Source organism: Peribacillus kribbensis DSM 17871 (genome assembly GCF_000430765.1).
GTDB lineage: Bacteria > Bacillota > Bacilli > Bacillales > DSM-1321 > Paraperibacillus > Paraperibacillus kribbensis.
Window position 1 is genome coordinate 174,401 of record NZ_AUMQ01000016.1, and the last position, 26,167, is coordinate 200,567.

The 26,167-nt window shown below is 43.6% G+C and carries 23 protein-coding genes and 1 pseudogene; 2 read left to right on the forward strand and 22 right to left on the reverse strand.

Annotation, left to right across the window (positions count from 1 at the left end):
• Positions 1-1,428, forward strand: coding sequence for an amidohydrolase family protein (locus H539_RS0100780; protein ID WP_035321766.1), 1,428 nt, complete (start codon positions 1-3; stop codon positions 1,426-1,428).
• A gap of 251 nt (positions 1,429-1,679) precedes the next feature.
• Here the strand turns inward: H539_RS0100780 and H539_RS0100785 are convergent, their stop codons facing one another.
• The 22 genes and pseudogenes from H539_RS0100785 to H539_RS30490 form a co-directional block, all read right to left on the reverse strand.
• Positions 1,680-2,636: an alpha/beta hydrolase gene (locus H539_RS0100785; protein ID WP_026691928.1), complete on the reverse strand. Its 957-nt coding sequence runs from the start codon at positions 2,634-2,636 to the stop codon at positions 1,680-1,682.
• A gap of 238 nt (positions 2,637-2,874) precedes the next feature.
• Entirely contained in the window at positions 2,875-3,372 is a 498-nt protein-coding gene (locus H539_RS0100795; protein WP_026691929.1) for an LURP-one-related/scramblase family protein, read from the reverse strand.
• 202 nt (positions 3,373-3,574) lie between these two features.
• Positions 3,575-3,925, reverse strand: coding sequence for an alcohol dehydrogenase catalytic domain-containing protein (locus H539_RS29950; RefSeq protein WP_081415739.1), 351 nt, complete (start codon positions 3,923-3,925; stop codon positions 3,575-3,577).
• A gap of 287 nt (positions 3,926-4,212) precedes the next feature.
• Positions 4,213-5,478, reverse strand: coding sequence for an MFS transporter (locus H539_RS0100805; RefSeq protein ID WP_026691931.1), 1,266 nt, complete (start codon positions 5,476-5,478; stop codon positions 4,213-4,215).
• A gap of 134 nt (positions 5,479-5,612) precedes the next feature.
• A complete protein-coding gene (locus H539_RS0100810; RefSeq protein ID WP_026691932.1) occupies positions 5,613-6,620 on the reverse strand; it encodes a LacI family DNA-binding transcriptional regulator in 1,008 nt (335 codons plus the stop codon).
• Between the two features lie 108 nt (positions 6,621-6,728).
• The gene (locus H539_RS0100815; protein ID WP_026691933.1) at positions 6,729-7,565 is read right to left on the reverse strand and encodes an SDR family oxidoreductase; all 837 of its coding nucleotides are present in this window, start codon (positions 7,563-7,565) and stop codon (positions 6,729-6,731) included.
• The gene (gene uxuA, locus H539_RS0100820; RefSeq protein ID WP_026691934.1) at positions 7,562-8,638 is read right to left on the reverse strand and encodes a mannonate dehydratase; all 1,077 of its coding nucleotides are present in this window, start codon (positions 8,636-8,638) and stop codon (positions 7,562-7,564) included. The genes H539_RS0100815 and uxuA overlap by 4 nt, the downstream gene beginning before the upstream one ends.
• Positions 8,635-9,276: a bifunctional 2-keto-4-hydroxyglutarate aldolase/2-keto-3-deoxy-6-phosphogluconate aldolase gene (locus H539_RS0100825; protein WP_026691935.1), complete on the reverse strand. Its 642-nt coding sequence runs from the start codon at positions 9,274-9,276 to the stop codon at positions 8,635-8,637. Before H539_RS0100825 ends, uxuA begins: the two co-directional genes overlap by 4 nt.
• Before the next feature lie 14 nt (positions 9,277-9,290).
• Positions 9,291-10,310 (reverse strand): zinc-binding alcohol dehydrogenase family protein, encoded by a 1,020-nt coding sequence (locus tag H539_RS0100830; protein WP_026691936.1) that lies wholly within the window; start codon positions 10,308-10,310, stop codon positions 9,291-9,293.
• Positions 10,311-10,318: 8 nt separating this feature from the next.
• Positions 10,319-11,329, reverse strand: a complete 1,011-nt coding sequence (gene allD / locus H539_RS0100835; RefSeq protein ID WP_026691937.1) for an ureidoglycolate dehydrogenase — start codon at positions 11,327-11,329, stop codon at positions 10,319-10,321.
• A gap of 162 nt (positions 11,330-11,491) precedes the next feature.
• Positions 11,492-12,448 (reverse strand): sugar kinase, encoded by a 957-nt coding sequence (locus H539_RS0100840; RefSeq protein ID WP_026691938.1) that lies wholly within the window; start codon positions 12,446-12,448, stop codon positions 11,492-11,494.
• Positions 12,449-13,014: 566 nt separating this feature from the next.
• Positions 13,015-14,484 carry an NCS1 family nucleobase:cation symporter-1 gene (locus H539_RS0100845; protein ID WP_026691939.1) on the reverse strand — a complete coding sequence of 490 codons (1,470 nt, stop codon included), beginning with the start codon at positions 14,482-14,484 and terminating at the stop codon, positions 13,015-13,017.
• A 190-nt stretch (positions 14,485-14,674) separates the two neighbouring features.
• Positions 14,675-16,102, reverse strand: coding sequence for a dihydropyrimidinase (hydA, locus tag H539_RS0100850; RefSeq protein WP_026691940.1), 1,428 nt, complete (start codon positions 16,100-16,102; stop codon positions 14,675-14,677).
• Positions 16,103-16,114: 12 nt separating this feature from the next.
• Positions 16,115-17,365, reverse strand: coding sequence for a Zn-dependent hydrolase (locus tag H539_RS0100855; RefSeq protein WP_026691941.1), 1,251 nt, complete (start codon positions 17,363-17,365; stop codon positions 16,115-16,117).
• Positions 17,366-17,572: 207 nt separating this feature from the next.
• Positions 17,573-17,995, reverse strand: coding sequence for an SRPBCC family protein (locus H539_RS0100860; RefSeq protein WP_026691942.1), 423 nt, complete (start codon positions 17,993-17,995; stop codon positions 17,573-17,575).
• Between the two features lie 601 nt (positions 17,996-18,596).
• Positions 18,597-19,073 carry a CarD family transcriptional regulator gene (locus tag H539_RS0100865; RefSeq protein WP_026691943.1) on the reverse strand — a complete coding sequence of 159 codons (477 nt, stop codon included), beginning with the start codon at positions 19,071-19,073 and terminating at the stop codon, positions 18,597-18,599.
• Positions 19,074-19,309: 236 nt separating this feature from the next.
• Positions 19,310-19,435, reverse strand: a complete 126-nt coding sequence (locus tag H539_RS33025; RefSeq protein ID WP_281171365.1) for a hypothetical protein — start codon at positions 19,433-19,435, stop codon at positions 19,310-19,312.
• Positions 19,436-19,765: 330 nt separating this feature from the next.
• Positions 19,766-20,107 carry a YciI family protein gene (locus tag H539_RS0100875; protein WP_026691944.1) on the reverse strand — a complete coding sequence of 114 codons (342 nt, stop codon included), beginning with the start codon at positions 20,105-20,107 and terminating at the stop codon, positions 19,766-19,768.
• Positions 20,108-20,596: 489 nt separating this feature from the next.
• Entirely contained in the window at positions 20,597-20,836 is a 240-nt protein-coding gene (locus H539_RS0100890) for a hypothetical protein (protein ID WP_026691945.1), read from the reverse strand.
• A gap of 177 nt (positions 20,837-21,013) precedes the next feature.
• A complete protein-coding gene (locus tag H539_RS0100895) occupies positions 21,014-21,988 on the reverse strand; it encodes an aldo/keto reductase (protein ID WP_026691946.1) in 975 nt (324 codons plus the stop codon).
• 136 nt (positions 21,989-22,124) lie between these two features.
• Entirely contained in the window at positions 22,125-23,105 is a 981-nt protein-coding gene (locus H539_RS0100900; protein WP_026691947.1) for an aldo/keto reductase, read from the reverse strand.
• A gap of 44 nt (positions 23,106-23,149) precedes the next feature.
• Positions 23,150-23,359, reverse strand: a pseudogene (locus tag H539_RS30490) (DUF2255 family protein); the annotation flags it as partial.
• A 181-nt stretch (positions 23,360-23,540) separates the two neighbouring features.
• Here H539_RS30490 and H539_RS27450 point away from each other — a divergent pair.
• The gene (locus H539_RS27450; RefSeq protein WP_051348385.1) at positions 23,541-26,009 is read left to right on the forward strand and encodes a discoidin domain-containing protein; all 2,469 of its coding nucleotides are present in this window, start codon (positions 23,541-23,543) and stop codon (positions 26,007-26,009) included.
• Positions 26,010-26,167: the final 158 nt, after the last annotated feature.

The window sequence follows — 26,167 nt, forward strand, 5'->3', positions numbered from 1 at the left end:
TTGAAGGTCGATTTAATTATTGCGAATGCCTATGTAATGACAATGGACGGACCTGGTGTTGGGATGATTGAAGATGGTGCTATTGCTATAAAAGGCAGCAAAATAGCTGCTGTAGGAACATCAAGCGAGGTTTTGTCACAGTTTTCTGCCGATGAGTTATTGGATGCAAAAAATAAGCTAGTCATGCCAGGACTGATAGATGCGCACATTCATACCGGATTCGCGGTCCTAAGGGGTGTAGCCCAGGATATGACAAACTGGATGCAGGAAGGCCTATGGCCGTTTATGAAGTTTGTTACACCAAAGGATAGTAAAGCGGGCTCGATGGTCAACATCATTGAAGGCATTAAAGCAGGCACCACAACCTTTTGTGATTATGATACAAATATGAACGATCTCGTTACGAATTACGCCAAAATAGGTGCAAGGGCGCGTGTCGCTGAATTAGTAAATGAAATACCCGATGATATGGGAGATGTGCCTGTAGGTGAACTTTATCCTTTCTATTCATCCATTGGAGAAAAAAAGCTCCAAAATAATCTAGAGCTTTTAAACAAATGGCACGAGTCAGAAAATGGACGGATCACATGTCTATTAGGACCTCATGGGCCGGATATGATGAGTTTGGAATTGCTGAAAGAGATAAAAAACCTGGCTGAAAAATACGATACAAAATTACACATGCATGTGGCGCAGGGCGATCGTGAAATTTATCAAATGGAAAAGCGCTACGGGAAGCGTTCAATTCCTTTTCTGGAAGAAATCGGATACATCAACGAAAGATTGTTGGCTGTCCATTTAACAGAAGCTACCAGGGAAGAAACTGAGTTAGTTGCTAAGCGGGGGGCATCTATGATCAATTGCTCAGGCAGCATCGGCATTATCGATGGAATTATACCTCCAATTCTGGAATTTTTAGAAGCGAAGGGAACTGCTGCGTTAGGCTCTGATCAGGCTCCGGGGAATAATTGCAACAACATGTTTAATGAAATGAAATTTGTCTCGATTCTCAATAAGGTTAAAACCAGAAATCCGGCAACATTCCCAGCAGCCAAAGCCCTCCGGTTAGCTACCATAGAATCCGCAAAGGCCCTTGGATTAGATCATCAAGTAGGTTCTTTAGTAACAGGAAAAAAAGCTGATATGTTAATCATAAATTTAGAGGCACCCAGTATGAGCCCGATCATCACTTCTCCTATTCGAAATATCGTACCAAACCTGGTTTATTCAGCGAATGGCAGTGAAGTTGACTCCGTTATAATAGACGGGAAATTCATCATGAAAAACCGCATCCTTACAACGGTAAACGAGAAGCAAGCAATACGTGATTTGCAGATCTCTGCGGATTCGATCAGTGAAAAGGCTAAAGGAGAAATGGTCTATTCCAAAAGCCCTCTTCTTGCTATGATGGACAGAGACGAATTGTAAAAAACTGATTCAAATTGTTTTCTTTTGGATACTTACACCAAAAAGTTGTTTGTTATGCGAATTGGGAACAAGTCTGATAATATTTTTTTAGTTCAACGTAAACCTGCATTTACTGGCAAAACGGATAGGTTTTTCTCAGAAAGTCCCATGATAATGATGCAACACAGGTACTAAAAGCCGGTTTCCGGGCATATTTTGAGATTGAAAAACCCCTCACAAATGTTATTTGTGAGGGGTTCGTCTACTAAAGATTAAACCTCTACCTTCACAGCTCTTTCAAAACCTTTCTTAACGGCCTGTATATACTCGGTCACCGCGCGGACAGAAATCTCGGCATCCGGATTTAATCCCTCAAACCCGTGATAGGCTCCAGGGTATAAGTGAAATTCGACGTCGACACCTGCTTCTGCCAGCCGTGATATATAAGTCAGGGTTTCACTGCGGAAGGGATCTAATTGACCGACACAGGTGTAGGTGTATGGTAAATCGCTGTAATCCTCTGCACGGGCCGGGGCTGCATAGGAAGGAATATCATCTGTTCCATATAAATCTCCTAAATACATTCTCCAGCCTGCTTCATTTGTCTTCTGATTCCAGACAAGTCCCTCTGTAATTTCATTGGCAGACGGAGTGTTATTTCGATCATCGATCATAGGATAAAGCGGCATTTGAAAACATATGGAGGGATATTGGCGGTCGCGTGCCAGCAGAGTCAATGCCGCTGTTAATCCGCCGCCTGCACTCGCACCTGCCACACCAATCCGGTTTGGGTCAATGTTCAAAGAGTCTGAATGATCGGCAATCCATGTTAAGGCTGAATAACAATCCTCGAGCGGTGCTGGATAAGGATGTTCAGGTGCTAAGCGGTAGTCTACAGAGACGACCACACAGTCTGCTCCTTTAACAAAAGCCATGCACAGGTCATCATTATCATCTATGGATCCCAGGATATACCCGCCTCCATGAATCCACAGCAGAACAGGCTGTGTTTCTGTACTGAATCTATTACGATAAATCCGCAGAGGCAATCCATTCCCATCAGGTCCTGTGATTACTTCATCTGTTATGGAAAGGGACTCATCTAAAGCCGCTGGCTGCCTTATTTGAGCCGCTCCCTCTCTCATGGCCTGCAATAACTCCGGACGTAAATCAAAGTCCTGAAACATTTCTAAGTTTGCCAGCAATTCTGGATTGATCCGCTTTTTCATATCCTGACACTCCCTTTTGTAATCGTTTTCAAAATTGAAGTGTAATCTAAGAAGAATCCTAGCTGTATGCTATCACAATTAAATTGTAATTGATGTCCCAGAATTGTCAATTCAATCGTTTGAAACTTCAAATACTTTATCTTTATGGAAGCTAATCCTATATACATTTGACTCCATCAAAAAAGCAGGAAATCCATACAGGATTCTCCCGCTTATACTAGGCAAAACTATCTAACCTTTAAGTCACAGCCCCCGAAGAAGCGGCTGACTCATCAGCTTTCACACAATCGATGGCCACGACCAGTGCAATAAGAATGGTCTCCATCTCTTCCTTGAGGACCTGGACCTTATAGCTGTCTCCCCATGTGAACCACTCCTTGCTCACTCTGCCTGCCGTTTCCCCGTTCTGCAGGACTTCAAAATCCATTCCCCACCAGTCACCGCGCACTTCAATGCCTGCTGTGTCGATCGAGTAACGCGCTTTAAAGAAAGAGAGCTCTTTCTTGATCGTTAACACTTCCTGGCCATTCACCTCAACAAAAAACTTCGGCAAAAAGCTGAATACCTTTTTCGTAATAAGCGCAACTTGCTCTCCAGTTGTATTCATGATGGAGAAGGTCTTTGGAATCTGCATAAAACTGCCCTCCACATAATAAACATCCTTCTCTTCATGATCCTTCACCGTAAATTTGCCTCCAAGACTGAATACCTTCTGCTTAATATAAAGCTGCTTCATACACTGCCCTCCAATGATATGGACTATTATTAAAGATTTTTTTAAATAGGATATGTACGACACTTTAAAAACAGGACAAATAAACAGAAGACTTACTTAACCCTATATTAAATTAGGCAAAAATGGGCAATGTTTTCAACTAACATAAAAAATCATCAAAAATATTCTTGATGATGGTCTCTCAGCCTTCTTGACCAGTTCTTCAACAAACGGATTTTCTTTGAAATCCGACGATACTGGCTGCCTTCACCTGTAAATTAATAGATAAAAAACCGAACGTTAATTGATTGATTTTAATAAGGCTGACTGGAATACTGTCTTCCTGCATTCCTCCGTCTGTGTGAACACCTAAAACCTTAATGTTTCTGCAGCAGTTCGGTTTTCCAATTATACAGGCAATACAGCTGCAACATTCCAGATAAGGTATGATCGTTACCCTATCACCGACTGAAAGGTCACAATCTTCATGTAACTCCACAATTTCGCCTGAGCAATTCATTCCTAGAACCCTGAGGTAAGTAAAGAACGGCTGGAGGCCGTGATAGGCATAGATATCTGCCGCGTATGTCGATTCGGTGAATTTTTACTAGGGCTTCCCCCTGTTTTGTTGCCGGTTTATCTCTCTCTACCATGACTCTCGCAAACGATCGTTTTCATGTTTTATCCCTACTAAATAAGTCTCCTTCGTTTGTAACTCGGTCCTTAAATCAGAAGATCCTGCTGTAAAATGCAAGGTTTGAGAAAAAGGTCTCTTAAGGAAAATACCCTTAAGAGACCTCTTATCAGAGCTTGTCAAGCGTTTTATATGGCACCAGAGAAAATCTTAATTGTTCGTACTTCTTATTTACCAACCGCTATTTTATCTCTTTTCGTATGTGTCGTCATAATGATCGGCTGCACAAAGCGGATAACTGCAAGGGAAGCAACAACCGCTAATCCGCCTGCCAATAGGAATGCAGCCGTGAATGTTCCAGATCTATCAACTATGAAACCCGTTACGGTTGGTCCGATAATGCCTGCTGTGTTTGCCAGGAAGTGCATAAATCCGCCAACAGATCCCACGTTATTCTGATCAACGACATCCTGGATGATTGCCCAATAAATCGCACCTGTTAAATATAGGAAGAACACAGAAAGTGCAACCAAAACTACTGCACTGACTGTAGTTGTTACAAGACCAGCTAGACCTATACACACGGCAGATGTAAACAAACAGGAAACCAATACAACCTTACGAGAGAATAGTATGCCTTTTCTTGCAAATTTCTTGAACACGTAATCCGAGACGAATCCACCTGCCGCAAGGCCGATAAACCCAAAGATCCATGGAATGACGGTTATGATACTCATGTTTTTCACACTCATTCCCCTTGCATCTACTAAATAACTCGGAAACCAAGTAAGAAAGAAGAATAAGATATAGTTATAGGCAAAGAAGGCCAAAGCTGTAAAAAGAACGGTTTTTTGCTTTAAGTAGAAGGTTAACGGCCGTTTTTCATGTGCAGCCACTTGGTTCTTGATCCTTGTTGTGACTTGAGCATCTGAAGGTTTATCTTTAACGAATTTCCACCAAGCTACTGTCCAGACCAGACCAATGATCATAATGAGAAGGAAAGAGACCTTCCAGCTGTAAGAAAGGGCAATGAACCCGACAATCGGTCCTGAAATGGCCCCGCCAAGTGGTCCTCCGCTATTTGTTAAGCCGAGGGCTGATGCGCGCTGATCTGAAGGAAACCAGTTATTGACCATCTTATTGATAGTAGCCGACAAAGGACCTTCTCCCATTCCAAATAAGACACGGATGATGATAAGACTCGTGAACCCAATAGCAAGTGCAACCGCACCGCTGAATAAGGACCAAACAATCATCGCGACAAAGAGCGTGAGTTTTGCCCCATATTTATCCGAAGCCATTCCTCCGATAAAGTTAAAAATCGCATAACCTACTGAAAAACTACTGAAGATGATCCCCATTTGCGTCGGTGAAAGTTTTAGATCGTCTGTAATGAAGGGTGCCGCTATGGAAAGGGCAGAACGATCCAGGTAGTTGATGATTCCAGCTGCGAACAAGAGAATAATTACGGCAAGCTTACCTTTCGAGAACATTGAATTTCCTCCTCAATATACTTAATGCTAATCCATACTCATGAAGCGTTTACATTTTTAGATATTCTTACTATTAGAACCCTGCGATAGAAGAACTGTGTTAACCTATGCTTGATTCGGTGCAGCCCCCTAGATTAACAGGATTTTCTCTCAATGAGACTAGGACTCATCCTGATGACGCTTGCTGCCTTGTTATTCTGATCTTTCTCTTTCATCTGATCCAGCAATAAGTCCACTGCCTGCTTAGCCATCTCTAGGACGGGCTGAGAGACCGTTGTGATCGGCGGTGTATAGAAACTGGCATACGGAACATCATCAATCCCGATAACCGCCACGTCTTCTGGAATTCTCAAACCTCGATCGCTGATGTATTTAAGTGTTTCATCCAGCACGATATCATTTCCGGCGAGAAGAGCCGCCGGTGGTTTATCAAGGCTGAACAGTTCCTCAAGGACACTGGAAAACATCGTTTGATCTGCCGTCTTGATATACTCTTTTCTGATCTTAACTCCATGTGACTCCAGTGCAGCTTCATATCCTTCAATCCTTTCCACACGAGGACTGATATTTCGGATGATGGAGGTGGTCAGGATGGCTATCCTGTCATACCCCTTCTCGATGAAATGATCCACCGCCAATTTGGCAGCCAAATGGTTATCGAGCATCACCGTTGCAATATCAAGATCCTCAATGGTCCGGTCCATGAAGACAATTGGAAACTTATCCTGGATCATATGTTGATATAAATCGAGATTGACTCCGGTCGGAAAAATGATGATTCCGTCCACTTGCTTTGCCCTCAGCATTTGGATATATTGTTTTTCCTTCCCAGGCTCATCGTCCGCATTACAAACAATGATATGAAATCCCTGGTCGTTAAAAAAGTTTTCAATAGCACGGATGATATGTGTAGAAAAGGAATGAAGGATATTGGCAACGATCACTCCTACGGTAAAGGTTGCTTTCTGTTTTAAGCTGCGGGCGACGATGTTCGGCTGGTAATTCAATTCCTTAATCGCTTCTTCAATCCTTTTCAGGGTCTTTTCACTCATATAATCGTAGCGTTTGTTTAAATATTGTGAAACAGTACTCTTTGAGACATTCGCACGTTTTGCAACATCTATTATAGTCATTTTTTTCATTTATCTACCCCGGCATTTTCGTTGACATTATAAAACAATTTTTCTACAACTTGTACTAGGAACGTCTTACACTGGATTCAGATTTCCAGAATTCCGTCCCTGATGAACTTATACACCGGAGTAAGCCATAAATCCACCATCGACTGGAACTGTTACCCCCGTTACAAATCCTGAATAACTTTCGTCTGCAAGCCAAAGCACGGTTCCCAGCAAATCTTCGGGTTTCCCAAAACGCTTCATCGGCGTTCCGTTCAAGATCTTAGCAGATCTTTCGGTGTAACTTCCATCTTCCTTCAGCAGCAGGTCCCGGTTCTGGGTGGTCAAAAAGAAGCCGGGTGCAATGGCATTCACTCTCAATCCGGCTTCCGCAAAATGTACGGCCAGCCACATGGTAAAGTTATTGATGGATGCCTTTGCCGCACTATATGCGGGAACCTTGGTCATAGGAGCATAGGCACTCATGGAAGAAATATTCAGTATAACCGGAGCCGGAGCTTTCAATAACGATGATCCAAATACCTGGCTCGACAGGAAGGATCCTGTGAAGTTTGACGCAAAAACCTGGGAGAATCCAGTTTCATCCAGTTTGAAAAAAGAGGTGCCCGTGGTATGCTCTTCGTACGTTTCTGCATCGGTAATCGCATCCGGATGGTTGCCGCCAGCACCATTTATCAGGATATCCACACGGCCATACCTGTCTAAGATCTCCTTTTTGGCGTTTTCCAGCGAGTTCCTATCCAGGACGTCCGCAGCGATAGAAAGTGCCGTACCGCCAGATTTGGATATGGAATCCACTACTTCCTGGCCCTTTTCAGCCGTCCTGTTTAAAACGGCTACCTTTACCCCGTGGCGAGCAAGCTCCCGGGCCATTTGGGAACATAAAACCCCGCTTCCGCCTGTGATGACTGCTACCCTTCCGCTTAGGTTCTCATGAATCGGTATCATTTCGCACCAACTCTCTTTTCAGCTTCATAGGCATCCCATAATCCAAGCAGATACATAATGCCAAGCGCACGGTCATAGAGTCCGTATCCCGGCCTGCACTTTTCTCCCCAAATATGGCGGCCGTGATCCGGCCGTACGTAGCCTTCATAGTTTTGGTTATTCAATTCCTCTACCACGCCTTGGATATTAATAGATCCATCCTGAGTATAATGGGAGGTTTCTATGAAATCTCCATTCTCATAGATTTTCACATTTCGAATATGTGAGAATGGAGAGCGATTGGCGTATTTCTTTGCGATTTCTACCATATTATTTGCAGGATTTGCCCCCATGGATCCGGTACACATGGTGAACCCATTTGAGGGTGAATTTGATATGGTTATAAGCTTTTCATAACTGTCTGGCCCTGTGATGATCCTTGGCAGCCCAAAGATGGACCAAGGTGGATCATCCGGATGGATGGCCATTTTTATACCAGCAGCTTCGGCTACTGGCAAGATTTCCTTAAGGAAAATCTCCAGGTTTTCCCACAGCCGCTTTTCGTCAACCTGTTTATAAGCCTCAAACAGGGCGGAGATATGAGCCAGTTTTTCTGGTTCCCAGCCAGGAAGCGTTAATTCTGAAGCTTCCGTTACCGTGCGGATCAATTCTTCTGGTTCCAGGTGAGCTACTTTTCCTTTTTCATAGAACAAGGCGGTAGATCCATCTTCTAATGGGTGAAACATATCGGTCCGTGTCCAGTCGAAAATCGGCATGAAATTATAACAAATGACCTTCACTCCGAACTCTGATAGATTCCGGATGGTTTGTTTGTAATTCTCGATATAGGTCATGCGATCCTTATCGCCTAGCTTGATAGACTCATGAACATTGACACTTTCCACCACATCAGCATGAAAGCCATGGGATGTAATATAATCAATTTCTGCCTTTATCTCTTCTTTTTCCCACACTTCCCCGACCGGCTTATGGTGAAGTGCCCATACAATCCCTTTGACGCCGGGAATTTGTTTGATGTTTTCCAAAGTGACCGTGTCATTGTCGCGGCCATACCATCTAAATGTAATATTCATCGTACGCCTTCGCTGACCTGCGTAACCCTATCGGTATATTGCCTGCAGAGTTCGACTACCGCCTGGTAACTGCCATTACGATAAGCTTTGTTTAAGTCGCTCCCAATCCCGACGGCCACCGCTCCCGCTTGCAGCCACTCATTTATATTTTCTAAATTAATGCCGCCGGTCGGCATGATGCGTGCATTCGGTACCGGCCCGTTGACAGAGCGGATAAATGACGGGGGAAATTCACTGGCCGGAAACAGTTTTAACACATCACAGCCATGCTCAAGGGCTGTGACCATGTCCCGGACCGTCATGCAGCCTGGAAGATAGGGTATTCCATACCGGTTGCATAAAACGGCAACATCCGGATTGAAATACGGGCTCACAATGAACTGTGCTCCTGCTAACATGGCATGTCGAGCAGTTTCCGCATCCAAGACAGAGCCTGCACCCAATAGTGCTTCCGTCGTTCTTAATTCCCGAAACACTTCTCCGATATTCGGGGTTGTATAAGTAAGCTCGATTGCGGAGATCCCGCCTTCAAGGGCTGCCTTCGATAGCTGAACCGCTTCCCCTGAATCCTCGCCGCGGATAACGGCCACCACCTTACTTTCTGTTATTTTTGAAATGATGGAATGTTTTGGAATCATGTTTGTACCTCCCTTTAGTCAAATACGAGTATTGCTTTTCTCACCAAGTCTGGATGTTCTTCAACGTATGCGAACGCTTCTTTTACTTGTTCAAAAGAGAATGAGTGTGTTACCAGCCCGTCATGGCGCAGCTTTCCTTGATTCAACAAATCTATTATTTTAGGGAATTGAAACGTTTGCAATCTCGAACCCGATATGGTCACTTCTTTTTTTGTGATGGGAAGCTGCGGAATGGACGATGCTCGTCCATCGAACCCAAGAACCACCACTCTGCCTGCCTCGGAAACAACTTCTATTGATAATTCAAAGGTCTGCGGGAGACAAACGGCATCTATCACCACATTGGCTCCTTCGCCTTCTGTCCAATCCCGGACCCTTTGCTGCACATCTTCCTTTGCCGCACGAACGGTCACATCCGCTCCATTCAGCCTCGCAAATTCTAACCGTTCTTCATTCAGATCGGTGATCATGACAGAAGCACCCTGGAGTTTCGCCAATTTTAAGACGCATATGCCGATAGGTCCTGCTCCTTGAATGAGAACGGTGTCCCCTGCCTCTACTTCGCCTCTCGATACCGCCTGGGCACCGATCGTATAGGGCTCCACCATCACAATCTCTTCCCACGGGATCTCAGGATCCACAGGATGAAGCTGCTTTTCAGGAAGTACAAACCATTCCCTCATTCCGCCTTCTTCATGGACACCAAATACGGAAAGTGAGGCGCATACATTCGGTCTGCCTTTACGGCAGGCATAACAAGAGCCGCAACAGCGGATAGGCTCGACCACGACGTGATCCCCGACTTTTAACCTTTCCACATCTGTTCCGACGGCCATTACTTCTCCCGCTACTTCATGCCCAACGACGCGCGGCAATGTGGCTAGGGGATTTGTGCCATGGTAAATATGCATATCAGAGCCGCAAATCCCCACTCGCTTTACCTTCACGAGCACGTCCGATGGTTTTTTCAGTTCCGGCATGTCTACTTCGATCATTTCAAGCTGATGCGGTTTTTGGACCTGAACGGCTTTCATCACTCCACCTACTTTTTTAGAAACTCGTAGACACTCGCTGCAATCTCTATGCCGCGTTCTTTATTTCTTTCCTCATGCAGCTGTTCGATCTCTCCGGGTACATAAACTCGATCGAAACCAGGAGCTGGGGGAGCTTCTTGCAGCTCATCCAACATCCTATCCATTTGTTCTAAAAATTCGTCAATGTCCGTGAAGAACGACGGATTGATTACACAGAAGTAGTGTCCCAGCTTACGCTTTTTATCAAGATCTCCATACATTTTGGAGATGTGGGGGCCAAAAGCCGCTCCAGCTAATAGCCCGGAAAAGATATCGACGATCACGGAAAGACCGTAACCTTTCGGCCCGCCGAATGTGGATAGGGATACTACCTTATTTGGGTCCGTCACGGCTGCCCCGTTTTCATCGACACCCCAGCCTGCTGGGATTTCTTTTCCTTCTTCACGCGCCTGCAGGATTTTCCCTAGTGCTACATTGGACGTGGCCATATCCAGGATATATGGTCTTTTCGTTTTAGCCGGTACACCGTATGCAATGGGATTTGTCCCTAGAAAAGGGGCTCTTCCCCCGAAAGGTACGACGAGTTTGTCTGTATGGGTCATGGCCATCCCGATCAGGTTGGCTTCTGCCGCTTTTTGTACAAAATAGCTTAATGCTCCGCAATGGCTGCTGTTAATAGCTGTTACCATTCCGACACCGTTTTCTCTTGCCATTTCGATGGCGTGGTTGATAGCAACGTCCCCGATTACATGTCCAAATCCGTCATCTCCGTCAACGATCCCGGTCACCGGCCCTGTTGCTTTGAAGGTTATCTGGGCGTTGGGATTGATTCCACCTGCATTCAGGCGGTTTACATAATGTTCTGTCCGGAGCACACCGTGAGAATTTACATTTCTAAGGTCTGCATGGACGAGTACCTCCGCTACTTTCTCCGCGTGCTCAGGTATAAGGCCCGCCTCCTGTAGTTTCTTGCTTGCTAAATGTTTTGCTTCTTCTGCTTGGATCACTTTCGTTGACATATTTTTTCCTCCTACCCTCAATTTGTATGTATACATTGATATTGCCCTCATCCAAACGGTGAATTATGGCTGATTCGCGGGCTTTTTCCCTTCTACCGCTGCTTTGTTGGATGATAAAGCTGATTCGAACCATTGCAGGACTTGCTTTTACTCCATCGTCCCTTATCGTTCAATGACCTTTTCGTTGTTCGTTAAATTCAAGACTTCCTCCAAATACGGCAATCCCTCATTATCACCGGATACCGTCGTCACAATGGCACCCACTGCATTGGCAAAACGAAGCCTTTCCCGGAAATCTTCCCCTTTTAGGAAACTATAGATATACCCAGCATCGAAGCCATCCCCTGCCCCCACAGTATCAATAGGATTGACCGGAAAAGCCTTTTCCTGGTACCACGTTCCGCCAGTAAACAGCTTAGAACCATTTGCTCCATCTTTAATGACAAGCTGGTCGATCTGATATGTATCGGCAAATTGGGTTAAGGACGATTCTGTATCACTGCCAAGGATTAATTCAATCTCTTCAAGCCCTGTCAACAAGATATCAACTGAAGGCAAGATATCGAAATACGCTTTCCTCGCTTCTTCAATGGTCCAAAGCTTCAAACGGATATTCGGATCAAATGAAACAGGAATTCCTTTTTCTTTTGCAATGTCAATGAGTCGTTTTGCAATGTCGAGATTCTTGGGATTGATAGCCAGGAAAACGCCAGAAATATGCAGGATCTGGATTCCGTTGAACATTTTTTTGGTGATATCTTCTGGCTGTAATGTAAGGATGGGGGACTGGTGGCGGTAATAGTAGGTTTTGCCGGAACCGTCTTCCCGAATTTCTTTAAAATTCAGTGAAGTAGGATAACCGTCCACAAATGTTACATCATCCATATCCACTCCTTCTCCCCGGGCGAAATTAAAGATAACGCGCCCGAATTCATCATTTCCTAAGCGGCTGATCCACTTAGACCGTAAACCAAGCCGGGCACAGCCAATCGCGAAATTCAGTTCAGCTCCCCCGACTTTTCGCTCAAAGTTCGTGACAAACCGCAAGGGCCCTGTTTCTGAGGGATTAAGCGTTATCATTGCATCCCCAAGAGTCAATACTCCTATATTTGACGCCACATTTATTCCTCCTTTTTCAGATTTCACATTCCTAGCTTTATCCATAAATATTTACTAAACCGTTTTTGTAAAACGGTTTAGTATCAGTATAATTGAAAGCCTTTTCAATTTACAAGAAAAAGATTTCAAATTTTTAAAAATATATCGACTTTCAAAAAACTGTTTACAAAAGGTATTCAGCGTTATTGTGTATCTTCGATATTATTGGAAAATAATTTTCAAAACGTGTAACTCGATTCGCCGCTCCTAACATCAATTATTTTACACAGTTACAAACAGCAAAAAAGTTTCATAATCATTCTTAAATTACTAAGACTTTGAAATGTTTGGGTATGAAACTCTGAAATTGTAATTTAGAAAGTTGAGGTACAGAGCTTAGAAATATAAATAATAGTCTACTAAGGTAACCCATGTACAAGGCAAAGATCACCTTCTAAAGTGAAAAAGAAAAGGCTGCCAAAGCAGCCGCTTTATCATTTCTAGTTTATATAGTATGACTACTAAATCGTGTTTTGATGCCGCTTGCCGTTTTGGACACTCTGCAAGGAAATGAGAACATCGGGTGTCTATGCGTGTGTTCTTTCTTCTTCCACATGTGCAGGCATTGTCACCGTGGCAGGAGGATGGACACGCATCAGCACAATGTATAAAATGTAGGCCGTAATGACCCCGACAAACCAGGAAACTTCATATACATTCTTCATGGCGGGTACGAACTGGCCGATCAAGGCCAGGACAGCCCCCACAACAGTGGCGAGGAACGCCCGGTAGTTATACCCTTTATAATACATATATTCTCCTCGGTAGGTGTAGAGATCTTTCATATTGATTTCGCGCTTCTTTATGTTAAAGTAATGAGCGATCATAACGCCCGCAACAGGGCCAAGAAATCCTCCTATCATGTTTAACATGGTGAAAATGGAATCCGCATTTTTCATAAGCTCCCATGGAAATGTGAATAGAGCCAGAAAGGCTGTAATATAAAATCCGCGTTTAAAATCGATATACTTAGGAAACAAATTTGCCAGGTCATAGGCTGGGGACACCATATTCGCAATCACATTGACCGTTACCGTGGCAGAAGAAAGAAGAAATGCCGAAATAGCAATAAGAAACGGACTATTGAAATGTCTTAATGTCTCAACAGGATCTGACAGGGGTGTGTGATAAGCGACGGCAGTTGCTCCTACAATTGTGACAGTAGCAAAGGTAAACACTGTGAAAATAACCGGCAATCCAATGAGCTGGCCTTTAATTTGGTCTTTCTGTGATCTGGCAAATCGGGTAAAGTCGGGTACATTTAAGATTAAAGTAGCCCAATAACCGATCACACCCGTAACAGCTGCAAGGAAAGGAAAGAACGCTTTCCCGAACGTATCATATTTGCTGGGCAGCGAATAAATGGCACTCATTCCTCCCGCCGTCTTCAGGGCCCATATCAACATTGCGATAATCACAATCCCCACAATCGGGCCCGTCCATTTCTGGAACTTTTTCAGCGATTCCATTCCTGACTTCAGCACAAGAAGGTGCAAAGACCAGAAAATTAAAAAGGAAAGTAGTCCAGGTAAATCGATGCCTAAGATTTTCGAACCGCCCCCAAAGCTGTCCCAGCCAGGCCACATACTCGAAATCGCGATCCTTAGTGCTGTGCTTCCCGCAAAGGTTTGTATACCCAGCCACATTATGGCAACAAATCCCCGTAAAAGGGCAGGTATATTAGCGCCGCGGATTCCATAGGAGGTTCTGGCTATAACCGGAAAAGGAATTCCAAATTTAGAACCTGTATGGCCGTTAAGTGTCAAAGCTGCATAGAGGATAAGCGACGCCACCAAAACAATTCCAATGACTTGCAATGGAGAAAAACCTAAAACGACTAAACCACCGATGGTTACATACGTGGGAATGTTGTTAAGGGCCCCTACCCACATCGAAACAAAATTAGCCGTTTTCCATGTTCGTTGTTCTGCCGTTGTGGGTACCAAGTCATGGTTCGTCAGCGAACTTGAACTTATTTCATTTTTATGGCTTTGCATACAACACTAAACCCCTTTCTTATTCACTACCCGTAGATTATTAGAACTGGGGTGCCGACTCTATGCAGGATTCGCTGCCAAGATCGTTAAAACCCGGCCGCTGGACAGCCTTTCTTTAAAGAAAACCGGGTCATGTTTCCCATTTACTGATTCCATGTCTGTAAAAAGGATGGATTTTTTGAGGTATGTTTTATACGTTGACAGGCTGATCCTGTTTTTCTTTATTGCTAGACTCATAGCATAAACCATAAGCTGTTCCAGGAATAAACTGCCCATCCCCTTTTTCGCCAATGAATTTACCGTCATCCACCATAAGTTTGCCGCGGAGCAATACCTTATCCACTTTGCCTTCTTGTTCAAATCCTTCATAAATATTAAAATCAACGCCATGAAGACTGGTTTCCGCGCTAATGATCGACGTATGATTGGGATCGTATACCACAAGATCCGCGTCCATTCCAACACCGATATGACCTTTGCGATGGGACAAGCCATTGATTTTGGCAGGTGTAGTCGCATATAAATCAACAAGCCGCTGCCTTGAAATGTTCCCTTTCTTCACTCCGTACGTCCAAAGAATTGCTAACCGATTTTCCACACCCGGGGAACCATTTGGTATATTGGTAAAGTCGTTCCTTCCCATATGCTTCTGATGCTTCCAATCAAAGCCGCAGTGGTCAGAGCTTACAGCATTTAACCAGCCATTATTGATGGCTTCCCAAAGGGCATGGCGGTCTTTTTCCGTTCGTAATACCGGAGAGCATACATATTTGGCGCCTTCAAAATCCGGCTTGGCCAAATCCTCTTTATCCAGCATAAGGTAATGCGTACATGTCTCTCCATATACCGGAACTCCATTGTTGGCGGCGTTTCTGATGGTTTCCATCACTTCCTTGGCCGTGACGTGCACGATATAAATGGGTGCCTCAGCCATTTGTGCCAGATAGATGGCCCGCTGTGTAGCCTCAATTTCTACAAGAGGCGGCCTTGATTCTGCATGATAATAAGGGTCTGTTAATCCTTTAGCCAAGCAGTCCTTTTGCAGGATATCAATCACATCTGCATTTTCGGCGTGAACCATGACAGTCACCCCTGCCTCTTTTGCCGCCTTTAACGCTTTAAAAAGTGCCTCATCATCACTGTGAAACGGCTGTCCTTTATAGGCCATGAATAATTTAATCGTAGGAAGGCCTTGTCCAGGAAGATCCGGAATTTCCTTAAACAATTCATCCGAAGGTTCACATACGATACCATGATAGGCATAGTCCACTGATGCAACATGGGCGACTTCCTTTTTGTCATAGTCAAAAATCGATTCGGCAATTCCCTTCCCATGCTCCTGGTTGACAAATTCAATAACGGTGGTGGTTCCCCCGACAATTGCCGCATTTGATGTTTCAAATCCTCTGACTCTTTGTCCTTTAAAATCAAAGGAATAATGCACATGCTGATCCACCCCGCCAGGCAGCACATATTTGCCCGCCGCATCAATGACATTTTCCGCCGAAGCATGCAGATTCTCGCCAATGGCGACGATCTTTTCTCCCTCTACTAAAATATCCCCGACAAACTCATCCACAGCTGTTACAATGGTTCCGCCCTTAATAAGCAAACTCATCTCTTTCCCTCCTTAAATTTCAATGCTTTTTCTAACAGCCAAGGACTTCACTGTCTTGAGCAGCAAGCTGCAGCCAGCCTTGATGTCCTCTACTCTTGAATATTCTTCCGGACAATGGCTTTTTCCTCCAATGCTCGGTATAAAAATCATCCCCACATCTGTCACATCCGCCATCATGGCTGAATCATGGACAGCGCCGCTATTGATCTTCATATAAGGTGCGCCGCTTTCGGCAGCTGCCTGTTCCATTAAAGAGATCACACTTGAGGAAAGCTTCACGCTGCTGGATTTCCCAATTAATTCGATACGGCTCTTAAGGCAATCCTCTTTGGAAACCTCACATAACCTTTCCGTAATGTAATCGACTACTCTTTTAATGCCCTCCGGCTCGACATCCCTTATATCGATATAAAACTCTACCTTTTTTGGAATCACATTGGCCATATTCGGCGTGCAAAAAAGCCTTCCAACCGTCGCTGTAGTTGTGGGCAAGGCAAGATTCCTGGCCGCATGCTGAATCGAAGCAATAACTTTGGCAGCACCTGCCATAGGATCGGCTCGTAAATTCATCGGTGTTGTGCCAGCATGATTGGAATCTCCTTCAAGTGTTACTTTGAATGTCTTCATCCCCGTGATGGCCTGAACAATTCCAATAGACTTTTTTTCTGTTTCCAGGACAGCCCCCTGCTCGATATGCAGCTCTATCATGGATAGCACTTCACCTTTTTTAATCACGTCTTTTTCAATACCCTCAATGTTAAGATTAAAATTTTTACAGACTTCATAAGCTGATATGCCATTTTTGTTTTTAAGCGATTTTAATTCATCAATCGTGAGTTTCCCAGTTAACACTTTACTGCCAAGCATCGTTACGCCAAAATTTGATCCTTCTTCCTCGGCAAAAATAATTAATTCGATCGGATGATCCAGCACGGCCTTTTCTTCCTTTAAAACCCTGATTGTTTCTAAAGCAGCCAGAACACCAATTAAACCATCGTATTTCCCGCCGTTTTCAACCGTGTCAATGTGAGAGCCTATCATGATGGCCGGACTTTCCGATTCCATTCCGAACCTGGCACGGATATTGCCGACTCCATCCACGTTAATGGACATTCCAAGCCCGCTCATTAATTCCATTATGTAATCCCTTGCCTGCCGATCTTCTTTACTATACGAGAAGCGGGTGCATCCATTACCGGGAGTTTGATTGAACCTTACTACGTTCTCCAAATCGCTACTAATTCTTTCAATACTTATATCCATAACATCCCTCCTTACTATCAAATACTATCAGAATATTTTAAATGTTTAAACATATTTGAAATAATTAGCCATTGGAGGGAGTAAATTTGAATAAATAATTGAAGATTTTTTAAAGGAATAATAGGAGTTTTTTCCGAAAATAAAAAAATGGCTGTATCTGAAGGAAGGTTTTATTCCCAGATAAGCCATATGTTATGATAAAACTTTTTAATCGTCTGTCTGTTCGGTGTATGTTTTAAAATGGTTTACGATCGCCTGCCAGCCTTGCTGTTGAAACTCAATGGGATGAGCGGCTTCAGCGTCAAACGTTTCCGTTACTTCGGTTTCGTTTCCTCTGCCTTCAAACGTGATGGTAACCTTTCTTCCATCATCCATGGTGTAAGCAAGAACCTTATGTGGTGTCACTTCATCATAAGTACCGCCAAAATCAAAACCTGCACTGCCATCCTTCGCTTCCATTCGGGTGACGAACTTACCGCCTGCTCTTACATCATTTTCAGCAGATGGTGTGTGCCAATCCTCCGAAGCATTGTTCCATTTCATGATATGTTCTGGCTCTGTCCAATACTTCCACACCTTTTCTACCGGGGCCTGGACGGTTGCTGCAACTGTAATTTTGGTTGTTTGCACGATCATTGCCTCCTTTAAAAAAATTTCAAGAGGTCTGTACCAGGTGCCTTTTTCTATTATAAGAGATTTTTAGGGAGTTTTCGATGAAAAGTTCAGGATGTAATCGCATTAGTACGCCGTCGAGTGGGATACTTTGTTTAACAAAAAAGAAACAGCCTCCCATAAAGCCTGCCTTTCCTGTTTAATAAAATTAAACAGTTTTACCTTTACGTAAAGAAGATAAACAATTACTATTCACTGTCTCAGTGGATGTAAAAAATTTTTTAAGATTGAGGTAAGCTTAAATGTTTTTTCTTCTAGAAATAATGACTTAAGTAATATATATTGTATACCTAAAACAATGAAAGCCCTACCTCTCTTTCATCCTTACGGCTCCTTGTCCGTGCCAGTGTGAATCAGGATCACAAAAATCAAGTGACTATTTTATCGAGTTATTGATGAAATTTCCCGTTCGTAAAAGAATTTTAAATAATAAAAATGGATAAGATTGTAGAAATACAAATGAGGTTAATGACTCTAAAGGTTGGAGAAGTGAATGTCTTTGAAAAGATTTACATTTAATAATAAATTTGGGAGATGTAATACATTTTCTAAAATACCTTTAAAAGAAACTTTTTATTTGATTTTCAGTAATCCCTTTAATTAATTCCAGTTCACTAATCAAACATTCATGTGCGTTATCTAACATTTTTTTTTCACTTGTATTAAGTGCTTTTTCTTTCTTCATACGCATTAAATCACGTACAACTTCAGTACATTCTTGGATTTTTCCTGTTTTCATTTTGTCCGAGTTTACTCTATACCTTTGTTTCCACGGCAGTAATCGATCTGATTCCCCATGATGAAAAATATTAATGATGTGCTTTAATGCAACTATGTCAGTAATAGGACGTATACCTGAACTCAATATTTTACCCGTAGGAATCATGACTTGCATATTACTGATTAACATTTTTATGACATAATACTGTTGTTTTTCCTCTGAGAATTCCTTTTCTTCTATGGCCTTAATTATTCCTGCTCCTTGCATTGGATAAACAATGTTATCGCCAATTTGAAACAAATAATCCACCTCCATATATTGTAACCTTCTTAACCTTAACATACATATTATTTTTTATCAAATTTTCAATAATATCATAAATTTATTTTCAGTGTCAACAACTTTTGCTTTAAAAATCAGAAAAGGCAAAAACAATAGGAATCGTGTCGCATTACCAAAATATACACATTCATTTAATAGCCACACAAGTTTACGAAAAGAGCCAATAAAAAGAACCCAACAGCTGAACTGTCAGGCCATCTATCTTCTTCCTATAATTGCTTAGAGCCTGCAATAATGGAACGGAACTTATTGGTCCGTTTGTCATGGTCAATAGTAGGCTTAAGAATGTTTTGCTTGAAACCAGGCATAGCTGTATCGCTAGAGATACCAGCCAAGTCACTATACTCCATTCCCCAATGGTGCCATCTCAAAAAATGATTAAAGGAATACATACTTACTGGACCAAAACGTTCTTCTTTGGATTACGAGTTCCAGCGTTCCCAAATGGTTGTAGCACCATTTTTAACAGATTACAGCCAAGATGGCATTTGGTCCTGCGAAAGTAATGTGCAGGCTAAATCGGATTGTCCGACATCGGGACTCATCGCCTGTGCTATATCACAAAAATGGAACTGAAGCACCGTGGTACGGTTTACTTGCGACGAAGATTACATAGATCTGCGGTTCCCGTCCATGCCGCTCAGTTGCTTCAGTCGGAGCCTCTATCAGCGAAACGGGCGCACCTCGATCGGTACTCGACAGGCAACGGCGGCCTTCCTCCCCCACTCGAGTGCCTCGTCCAGATCAGCGGCTTCCAGCACCCATAAACCGCCCACGCACTCCTTGGTCTTAAGGTATGGCCCTTCAGAAGTAAGCACCTCACCACCAGGCTGCGCCCGCATCGATACAGCGCTGCTTGCCGGGTACAGACCGCCAACAAAAACCCTGACACCGGCGGCCTTCATTTCCTCGTTGAGTTCATAGATATCGCGGGACATCGCTTCGTCCTCTGCGACGGCCGGGTCGTAGTCGTTAGGGTGGTGAACCGTAACCAAATACTGTGTCATGACTTCTCCTCCTCGTATTATTAAATTAAAGGGCAATTACTCCTATCACAGGCTCACAGAAATAAGTGAGATTCATATGGATGGCCCTGGCAATGTTATCAATGTGATATTTCTCCAAAATTATCCAAAATCCATTTTTTTGCTGAATCGCCCGGATCATTTATGGTACGCTGATTCATCTTCTCCAATATCGTGAGTACTTTTTGCATCCACTCATTAAAATGAATCTCAAATAAGGAATTTTATGCTTCGGGACAAGGGCTATAGTCACCTGGCGCTTCTCATCCTGTTCAAGGAGTCTTTACTTTGCCTTTTGAATGGACCACCTCATATTCGGCCCTGCATATGCAAACGCTTACAATCAATATAATGGGAATGAAGAGATTAAGCCCCATTTCACATTCTATCTACCCTTTTTTTCAATTTCATGTACTTAATCTGGTAAATAAGTTTTTACTTGCAAACTGAATAATAAACAAAAACCTCCAATTAATTAGAGGTTTTTTGGTAAAAGTCATTTATTGTTTTTTCAATAGCGTTTAGAGTTGATTCAATATCGTCATATGTGTCAACAACAAGTGTCTGAATATTGGTTATTTCTATGCTATTATTTTTATAGCAAACAGACAATAACGGCTGTTGATCAGGATCATTGAAGGTTAAAGAAATCTCACAGTCGGGATACTGTTTTAAGGTTTCCAGCATGGTTCTTGTATGGTCTAAGGACATATCGTCTTAGCCTCCCTTCCACTATGGGGGAGTGACTAAGGAAAGTCTATTAGTCCCGACATAATATTTTACTCATACAATCATAACATAAATACGTAAGATTGTATATATGGATAGAAAAGGTTAATTCAAAACTGTTAAGCTAGCATGCGTTATGAGTTATCCTGCTGGCCGAGTTCACTCTTTCGATTCATGCATGGACTTTTCCCATGCGCCTTTTACTTCCACACCGGTTTCTTTTGCGGCTTCCTCAAGTTTGCGGACATCCTGATCTGTCAAATTGATCTTTGAAGCTTTGATCGCATCCTCAATATGGGACGTTTTCGTCACACCAATGATCGGTACGGTCCCTTTCGCCATGGACCAGGCTGTTGCAATCTGGGCAGTTGATGCCTGGTGTTTGCTGCCGATTTCTTTCATCTCTTGGATTAAGCTTTCAATCTTGGCCAGAACCTCTTGATTAAAGGCCTCGCCTCTTCTGGTACCGCTTGGCATGGGGTTATTTCTATTATATTTATCTGTTAAAGCTCCTTGTTCCAGGACCATATACGAGAAAAACACCATATTATTTTCTTTGCAGTAATCTATGATTCCGGCTTCTTCCGAGGACCGGTAAAGCAGGCTGTAATGATTTTGTACAGCTGAAATCTTCAGCCCTTCTTGTGCCAGAATGCTTGCTGCTAGTTTAATTTCTTCCAAATTATGATTGGAGACACCAACATGCTTTACTTTTCCGCTTTTCATTAAAGGAATCAGTTTGGGTGTCCATCTCTGTACATCCTCCGGGCTGTGAATCCAATAAATATCCACATACTCAAGACCGAGCCGGTCCAGGCTTCCATTCAATATTTCCTCAACCGCATTGTCATTATCCCCAGCCATCCGCGGCGTAAATTTAGTGGAAATGAGCACATCTTTCCGATCTTTAATAAAGCTTCCTAAAATGTTCTCTGAAGCGTTCATCCCATATACAGCCGCAGTATCCCATAAATTAAATCCGGCTTCCATTGCCGTGTCAAAAACAGGCTTTAATTCTTTTTCGCTAAGATGATTTCCAAAAACAGCATCCCCGCCGTTTCCGCCTGTGCCCCATGACCATGTACCAAGAGCGATTGGAGGGATATTCATATTTTGCAATTTGCCTGATTTCATTGTTCCACCACTTTCAACATACGAGATTTGATTTTTGTTATTCCTGCCCTCCTTATTCCCGGAATGGTGAGAATAAAATCATTTTTATACATTACAGGAGACAGCGAATGATTTTCAAGAGAAACAAATATTTGAATTAGTTGTGTCCAACTATAGGGTGTGGTACATATGGATCCTCTAGATAAGCAATGTCATCAGCTGTTAGCTTAGTGGTTAGAGCACCAACAGCATTTTCGAGATGAGATATTTTTGTAGCTCCGATAATAGGAGATGTTACCGGTTCCTTCTGCAGCAGCCAGGCAAGGGCGATATGGATGCGTGGAACCCCATATTTTTCTGAGATTGCTGAAACTCGTTCTACTACCAATCGGTCTGCATCAGCGGTCGCATCGTATTTAGATTTTTGGATTTGGTCGGTTTCAGAACGATACGTTTTTTCCGACCAATCACGCGTCAATCTCCCCGATGCAAGAGGGCTGTAAGGAGTTACGCCAATTCCTTCTTCCTTACAAAGCGGCAGCATTTCCCGCTCCTCTTCACGGTAGATGAGATTCAAGTGATTCTGCATGGATACAAAATTCGTCCAATTCTTTTTGTCGGCAATATGTAATGCCTTTTGAAATTGCCAGGCATACATGGCAGAAGCTCCGATGTATCTTGCTTTACCCGCCTTCACAATGTCATGCAGTGCCTCCATTGTTTCTTCAATAGGAGTATTATAATCCCAACGGTGGATGATATAGAGATCCACATAATCCGTCCCCAGCCTTTTAAGACTCTTATCAATCTCACTCATGATTGCCTTCCTTGAAAGACCGGCTCCGTTAGGACCCTTATGCATCTGACCGTGGATCTTGGTTGCAACTACCACTTCATCACGATTAGCGAAGTCTTTTAGTGCCCGTCCAAGATATTCCTCACTTGTTCCCATTGAATAAACATTTGCCGTATCAAAAAAATTAATACCAAGCTCCAGGGCTCTTTTTATAATTGTTCTGCTGTTCCCTTCATTAAGCACCCACTTATGAATCCACTTTTGGGCTTCACCAAAACTCATACAGCCGAGACAAAGACGTGATACATCCAATCCTGTATTACCGAGTTTCACATATTCCATTGAATTTTTCCTCACCCTTCCTTATAGGATTGATTATTAATTCGCTAATCTATAATTGGCGGCTTTGGTATCACTTGGACTGTCGCAGCCCTGGCACGCGTCCTGATCATCGAATCAAGATAAGGACTGCTATGGTACTTCTTGCGGCAGGCATTGTCGATGAGGTTATTAATGGGGCCGTCGACCGCCCCAAATTTGACTTCCTTCGTTATGCCGGCGACAGTGACCCTCCCCGATTTCTGCTTTACTGCGGACTGGTACCAACGCTAGCTTTTCCAGTTTTCTCTGTACATACTAGCTTTAATAGTAATTCTAATTACTAGTCTATCATTTTCGCAATGCAGAACTCTATGTATACGTTTACATTTCTGTTAAAATAAGGAGGACCACAAACTGCTTAACGACGTTGTAAATAAAGAATCAGGAGGTTAGCCCATGCAAAAAAGGTTTTTTTGGCCAGTTACCCTAGTACTCTTGTTTATGACTCTCTTACTCTTTAAGCCTTCTTCTTCTCATGCTGCGAGCATAAACGAAGCAAACAAGTCCCCTCTCGGTCCCAATGTGTATGTTTTTGATCCTTCCATGCCCAGTGAAGACATTCAAAAAATTTGTGATGACGTGTTCAAAGCCCAGGAAACCAATCAGTTCGGCAAGGAAAAATACGAGCTTCTGTTTAAGCCTGGAACCTACAATATTAACATCAAAGTTGGGTTTTATACGACAGTGGCCGGTCTCGGGAAGAATCCTGCTGATGTGGTGATTAATGGCGGACTGAATGTGGATGCCAAATGGTTTGACGGCAACGCGACCCAGAATTTCTGGCGCTCTGTCGAAAACCTGAGCATTAAGCCAGCAAACGGTGTTACCCGCTATGCGGTATCACAGGCTGCCCCGATGAGACGGGTACATATCATGGGAGAGCTGCAGCTGTTTGACTTTGATAAGAACTGGAATGCCGGCTGGTCAAGCGGCGGGTATATCGCTGATTCCATCATGGACAAGCAGGTCATCCCCGCTTCCCAGCAGCAATTCTTCTCAAGGAACAATGAATATCCCAACTGGACCAACAGTGTCTGGAATACGGTAATGGTGGGGGATCAGAAACCTCATGCCGCTTCCTTCCCGAACAATCCCTTCACGGTTATCGAGAAAACTCCTGTGATAGGGGAAAAGCCTTATTTGTACATGGATAAAACCGGAAAGTATAACGTGTTTGTACCGGATCTCCAGAAGAATTCTCAGGGAGTGACCTGGAAAAACGGCCCCACACCAGGCAAGTCTCTTTCTTTGGATACATTTTATATCGCTGATCCGGATACCTCTACCTCAGGAAGCATCAATGTTGCACTGAGCAAGGGGAAAAACATCCTGTTCACTCCAGGAGTATACCACCTGAAGGAACCTATACATGTACGGGTGCCTAATACAGTTGTCATGGGACTTGGCTTCGCGACGTTGATCCCGGATAACGGCAAAGAAGCGATGAAGGTTCTGGATGTGGACGGAGTGAAGATTGCCGGCCTCCTTTTTGACGCAGGTACAAAGAGCTCCCCTTCTCTGCTGAAGGTAGGAACGAACGGCAGCCATAAAGACCATTCGGCAAACCCCATCTCTCTTTATGATCTTTTCTTCCGGGTTGGAGGAGGAGAAAAGGTTGGCAGAGCCGAAACCAGCCTTGAAATCAACTCCAATGATGTAATCGGCGATCATTTCTGGATTTGGCGTGCGGACCATGGAAATGAAGTGGGCTGGGATGTGAACACCGCAGACAATGGACTGACGGTTAATGGTGATGACGTTACCCTTTACGGTCTGTTTGTGGAACACTTTCAAAAGTACCAGGTGGTGTGGAACGGCAATGGAGGACGGACTTACTTCTATCAATCCGAGATTCCATATGATGTTCCAAACCAGGAAGGCTGGATGAGCCATAATGGAACAATCAACGGATATGCTTCCTATAAAGTAAGTGACTCAGCGGCCTCACATGAAGCCTGGGGGCTTGGGGTATATTCCTACTTCAGGGATGCTGCAGTTAAATTGCACCGGGCTATTGAGGTTCCAGATCGTCAGGGTGTGAACATGCATAATATGACCACCATCTGGCTGAACGGTATGGCTGGCAGTGAAATCACCCATGTGATTAATGATGCCGGGGGCCGAGTGTACGGCACTGCCGGAAATGCCATGAGGCAGACTGTTACAGCATTTGCAGGCGGCGACCGCGTCGCACCAGAAGCACCGGCTAATCTGACTGCTTCCGTTGTTTCAAGCAGTGAAATCAAACTAAACTGGAGTGCTGCCACAGACAACACAGGAGTATCAGAATATGAAATTTACCGGGATGGTGTGTATATTGGTTCCACTACTTCAATGACCTATTCAGACACCGGCTTGAAGTCCTCGACTGCCTATAATTATTTTGTAAAGGCCAAGGATTCCTCCGGCAATACGTCAGGATCCAGTAATACCGCAAGCGCCGTGACAGGCAAGGCCGAATCAGTCTTAGACCGGACAGGATGGAAGGCTTCCACGAATGTAACAACGAGCAGCGGCGATCCGAACGCTGTGCTGGATGGAAATTCAAATACGCGATGGAGCGCTGGACAGGCCATGAAAGCGGGTCAGTCACTGACCATCGATATGCAGTCAGCCAAAAGCTTCAACCGGATCGTGATGGACTCCGCAGGAAGCACTAATGATTATGCCAGAGGCTATGAAGTGTATGTTTCCAATGACGGTGTCAATTGGGGATTTCCGGCTGCAGCTGGGACTGGAAGCGGAGCAAAGGTGATTGTGGACTTTCCGCAGCAGAATGCACGCTATATCAAGGTTGTGCAGACTGGTTCAGCCTCCAGCTGGTGGTCCATTGCTGAGTTTACTGTGATACAAGTTGGTGAATAAGCGTTTTCTCTTTTAATTTTCAAATGTTTCATTCCTATTGAAGGCAGCTTAGTAAAGCTGCCTTTTTTGTTGGTACTATTACGAATACATTGTTTTATCTCGAATAAAAAGTATTTTATTAGAAAGATATTAAAACATGAAACTATTTGACGATATAT

Coding starts and splice junctions, on each gene's coding strand:
- H539_RS0100805 (WP_026691931.1), bottom strand. CDS start 5,478: ATGTTCTCGAAAGGTAAGCTTGCCGTAATTATTCTCTTGTTCGCAGCT.
- H539_RS0100825 (WP_026691935.1), bottom strand. CDS start 9,276: ATGATTCCAAAACATTCCATCATTTCAAAAATAACAGAAAGTAAGGTG.
- H539_RS0100895 (WP_026691946.1), bottom strand. CDS start 21,988: ATGAAATCAGGCAAATTGCAAAATATGAATATCCCTCCAATCGCTCTT.
- hydA (WP_026691940.1), bottom strand. CDS start 16,102: ATGAGTTTGCTTATTAAGGGCGGAACCATTGTAACAGCTGTGGATGAG.
- H539_RS0100785 (WP_026691928.1), bottom strand. CDS start 2,636: ATGAAAAAGCGGATCAATCCAGAATTGCTGGCAAACTTAGAAATGTTT.
- H539_RS0100900 (WP_026691947.1), bottom strand. CDS start 23,105: ATGGAATATGTGAAACTCGGTAATACAGGATTGGATGTATCACGTCTT.
- H539_RS0100810 (WP_026691932.1), bottom strand. CDS start 6,620: ATGAAAAAAATGACTATAATAGATGTTGCAAAACGTGCGAATGTCTCA.
- H539_RS27450 (WP_051348385.1), top strand. CDS start 23,541: ATGCAAAAAAGGTTTTTTTGGCCAGTTACCCTAGTACTCTTGTTTATG.
- H539_RS0100830 (WP_026691936.1), bottom strand. CDS start 10,310: ATGAAAGCCGTTCAGGTCCAAAAACCGCATCAGCTTGAAATGATCGAA.
- H539_RS0100865 (WP_026691943.1), bottom strand. CDS start 19,073: ATGGAGGTGGATTATTTGTTTCAAATTGGCGATAACATTGTTTATCCA.
- H539_RS0100795 (WP_026691929.1), bottom strand. CDS start 3,372: ATGAAGCAGCTTTATATTAAGCAGAAGGTATTCAGTCTTGGAGGCAAA.
- H539_RS0100845 (WP_026691939.1), bottom strand. CDS start 14,484: ATGCAAAGCCATAAAAATGAAATAAGTTCAAGTTCGCTGACGAACCAT.
- H539_RS0100815 (WP_026691933.1), bottom strand. CDS start 7,565: ATGATACCGATTCATGAGAACCTAAGCGGAAGGGTAGCAGTCATCACA.
- uxuA (WP_026691934.1), bottom strand. CDS start 8,638: ATGAATATTACATTTAGATGGTATGGCCGCGACAATGACACGGTCACT.
- H539_RS0100875 (WP_026691944.1), bottom strand. CDS start 20,107: ATGACACAGTATTTGGTTACGGTTCACCACCCTAACGACTACGACCCG.
- H539_RS0100890 (WP_026691945.1), bottom strand. CDS start 20,836: ATGTCCTTAGACCATACAAGAACCATGCTGGAAACCTTAAAACAGTAT.
- H539_RS0100855 (WP_026691941.1), bottom strand. CDS start 17,365: ATGGATATAAGTATTGAAAGAATTAGTAGCGATTTGGAGAACGTAGTA.
- allD (WP_026691937.1), bottom strand. CDS start 11,329: ATGTCAACGAAAGTGATCCAAGCAGAAGAAGCAAAACATTTAGCAAGC.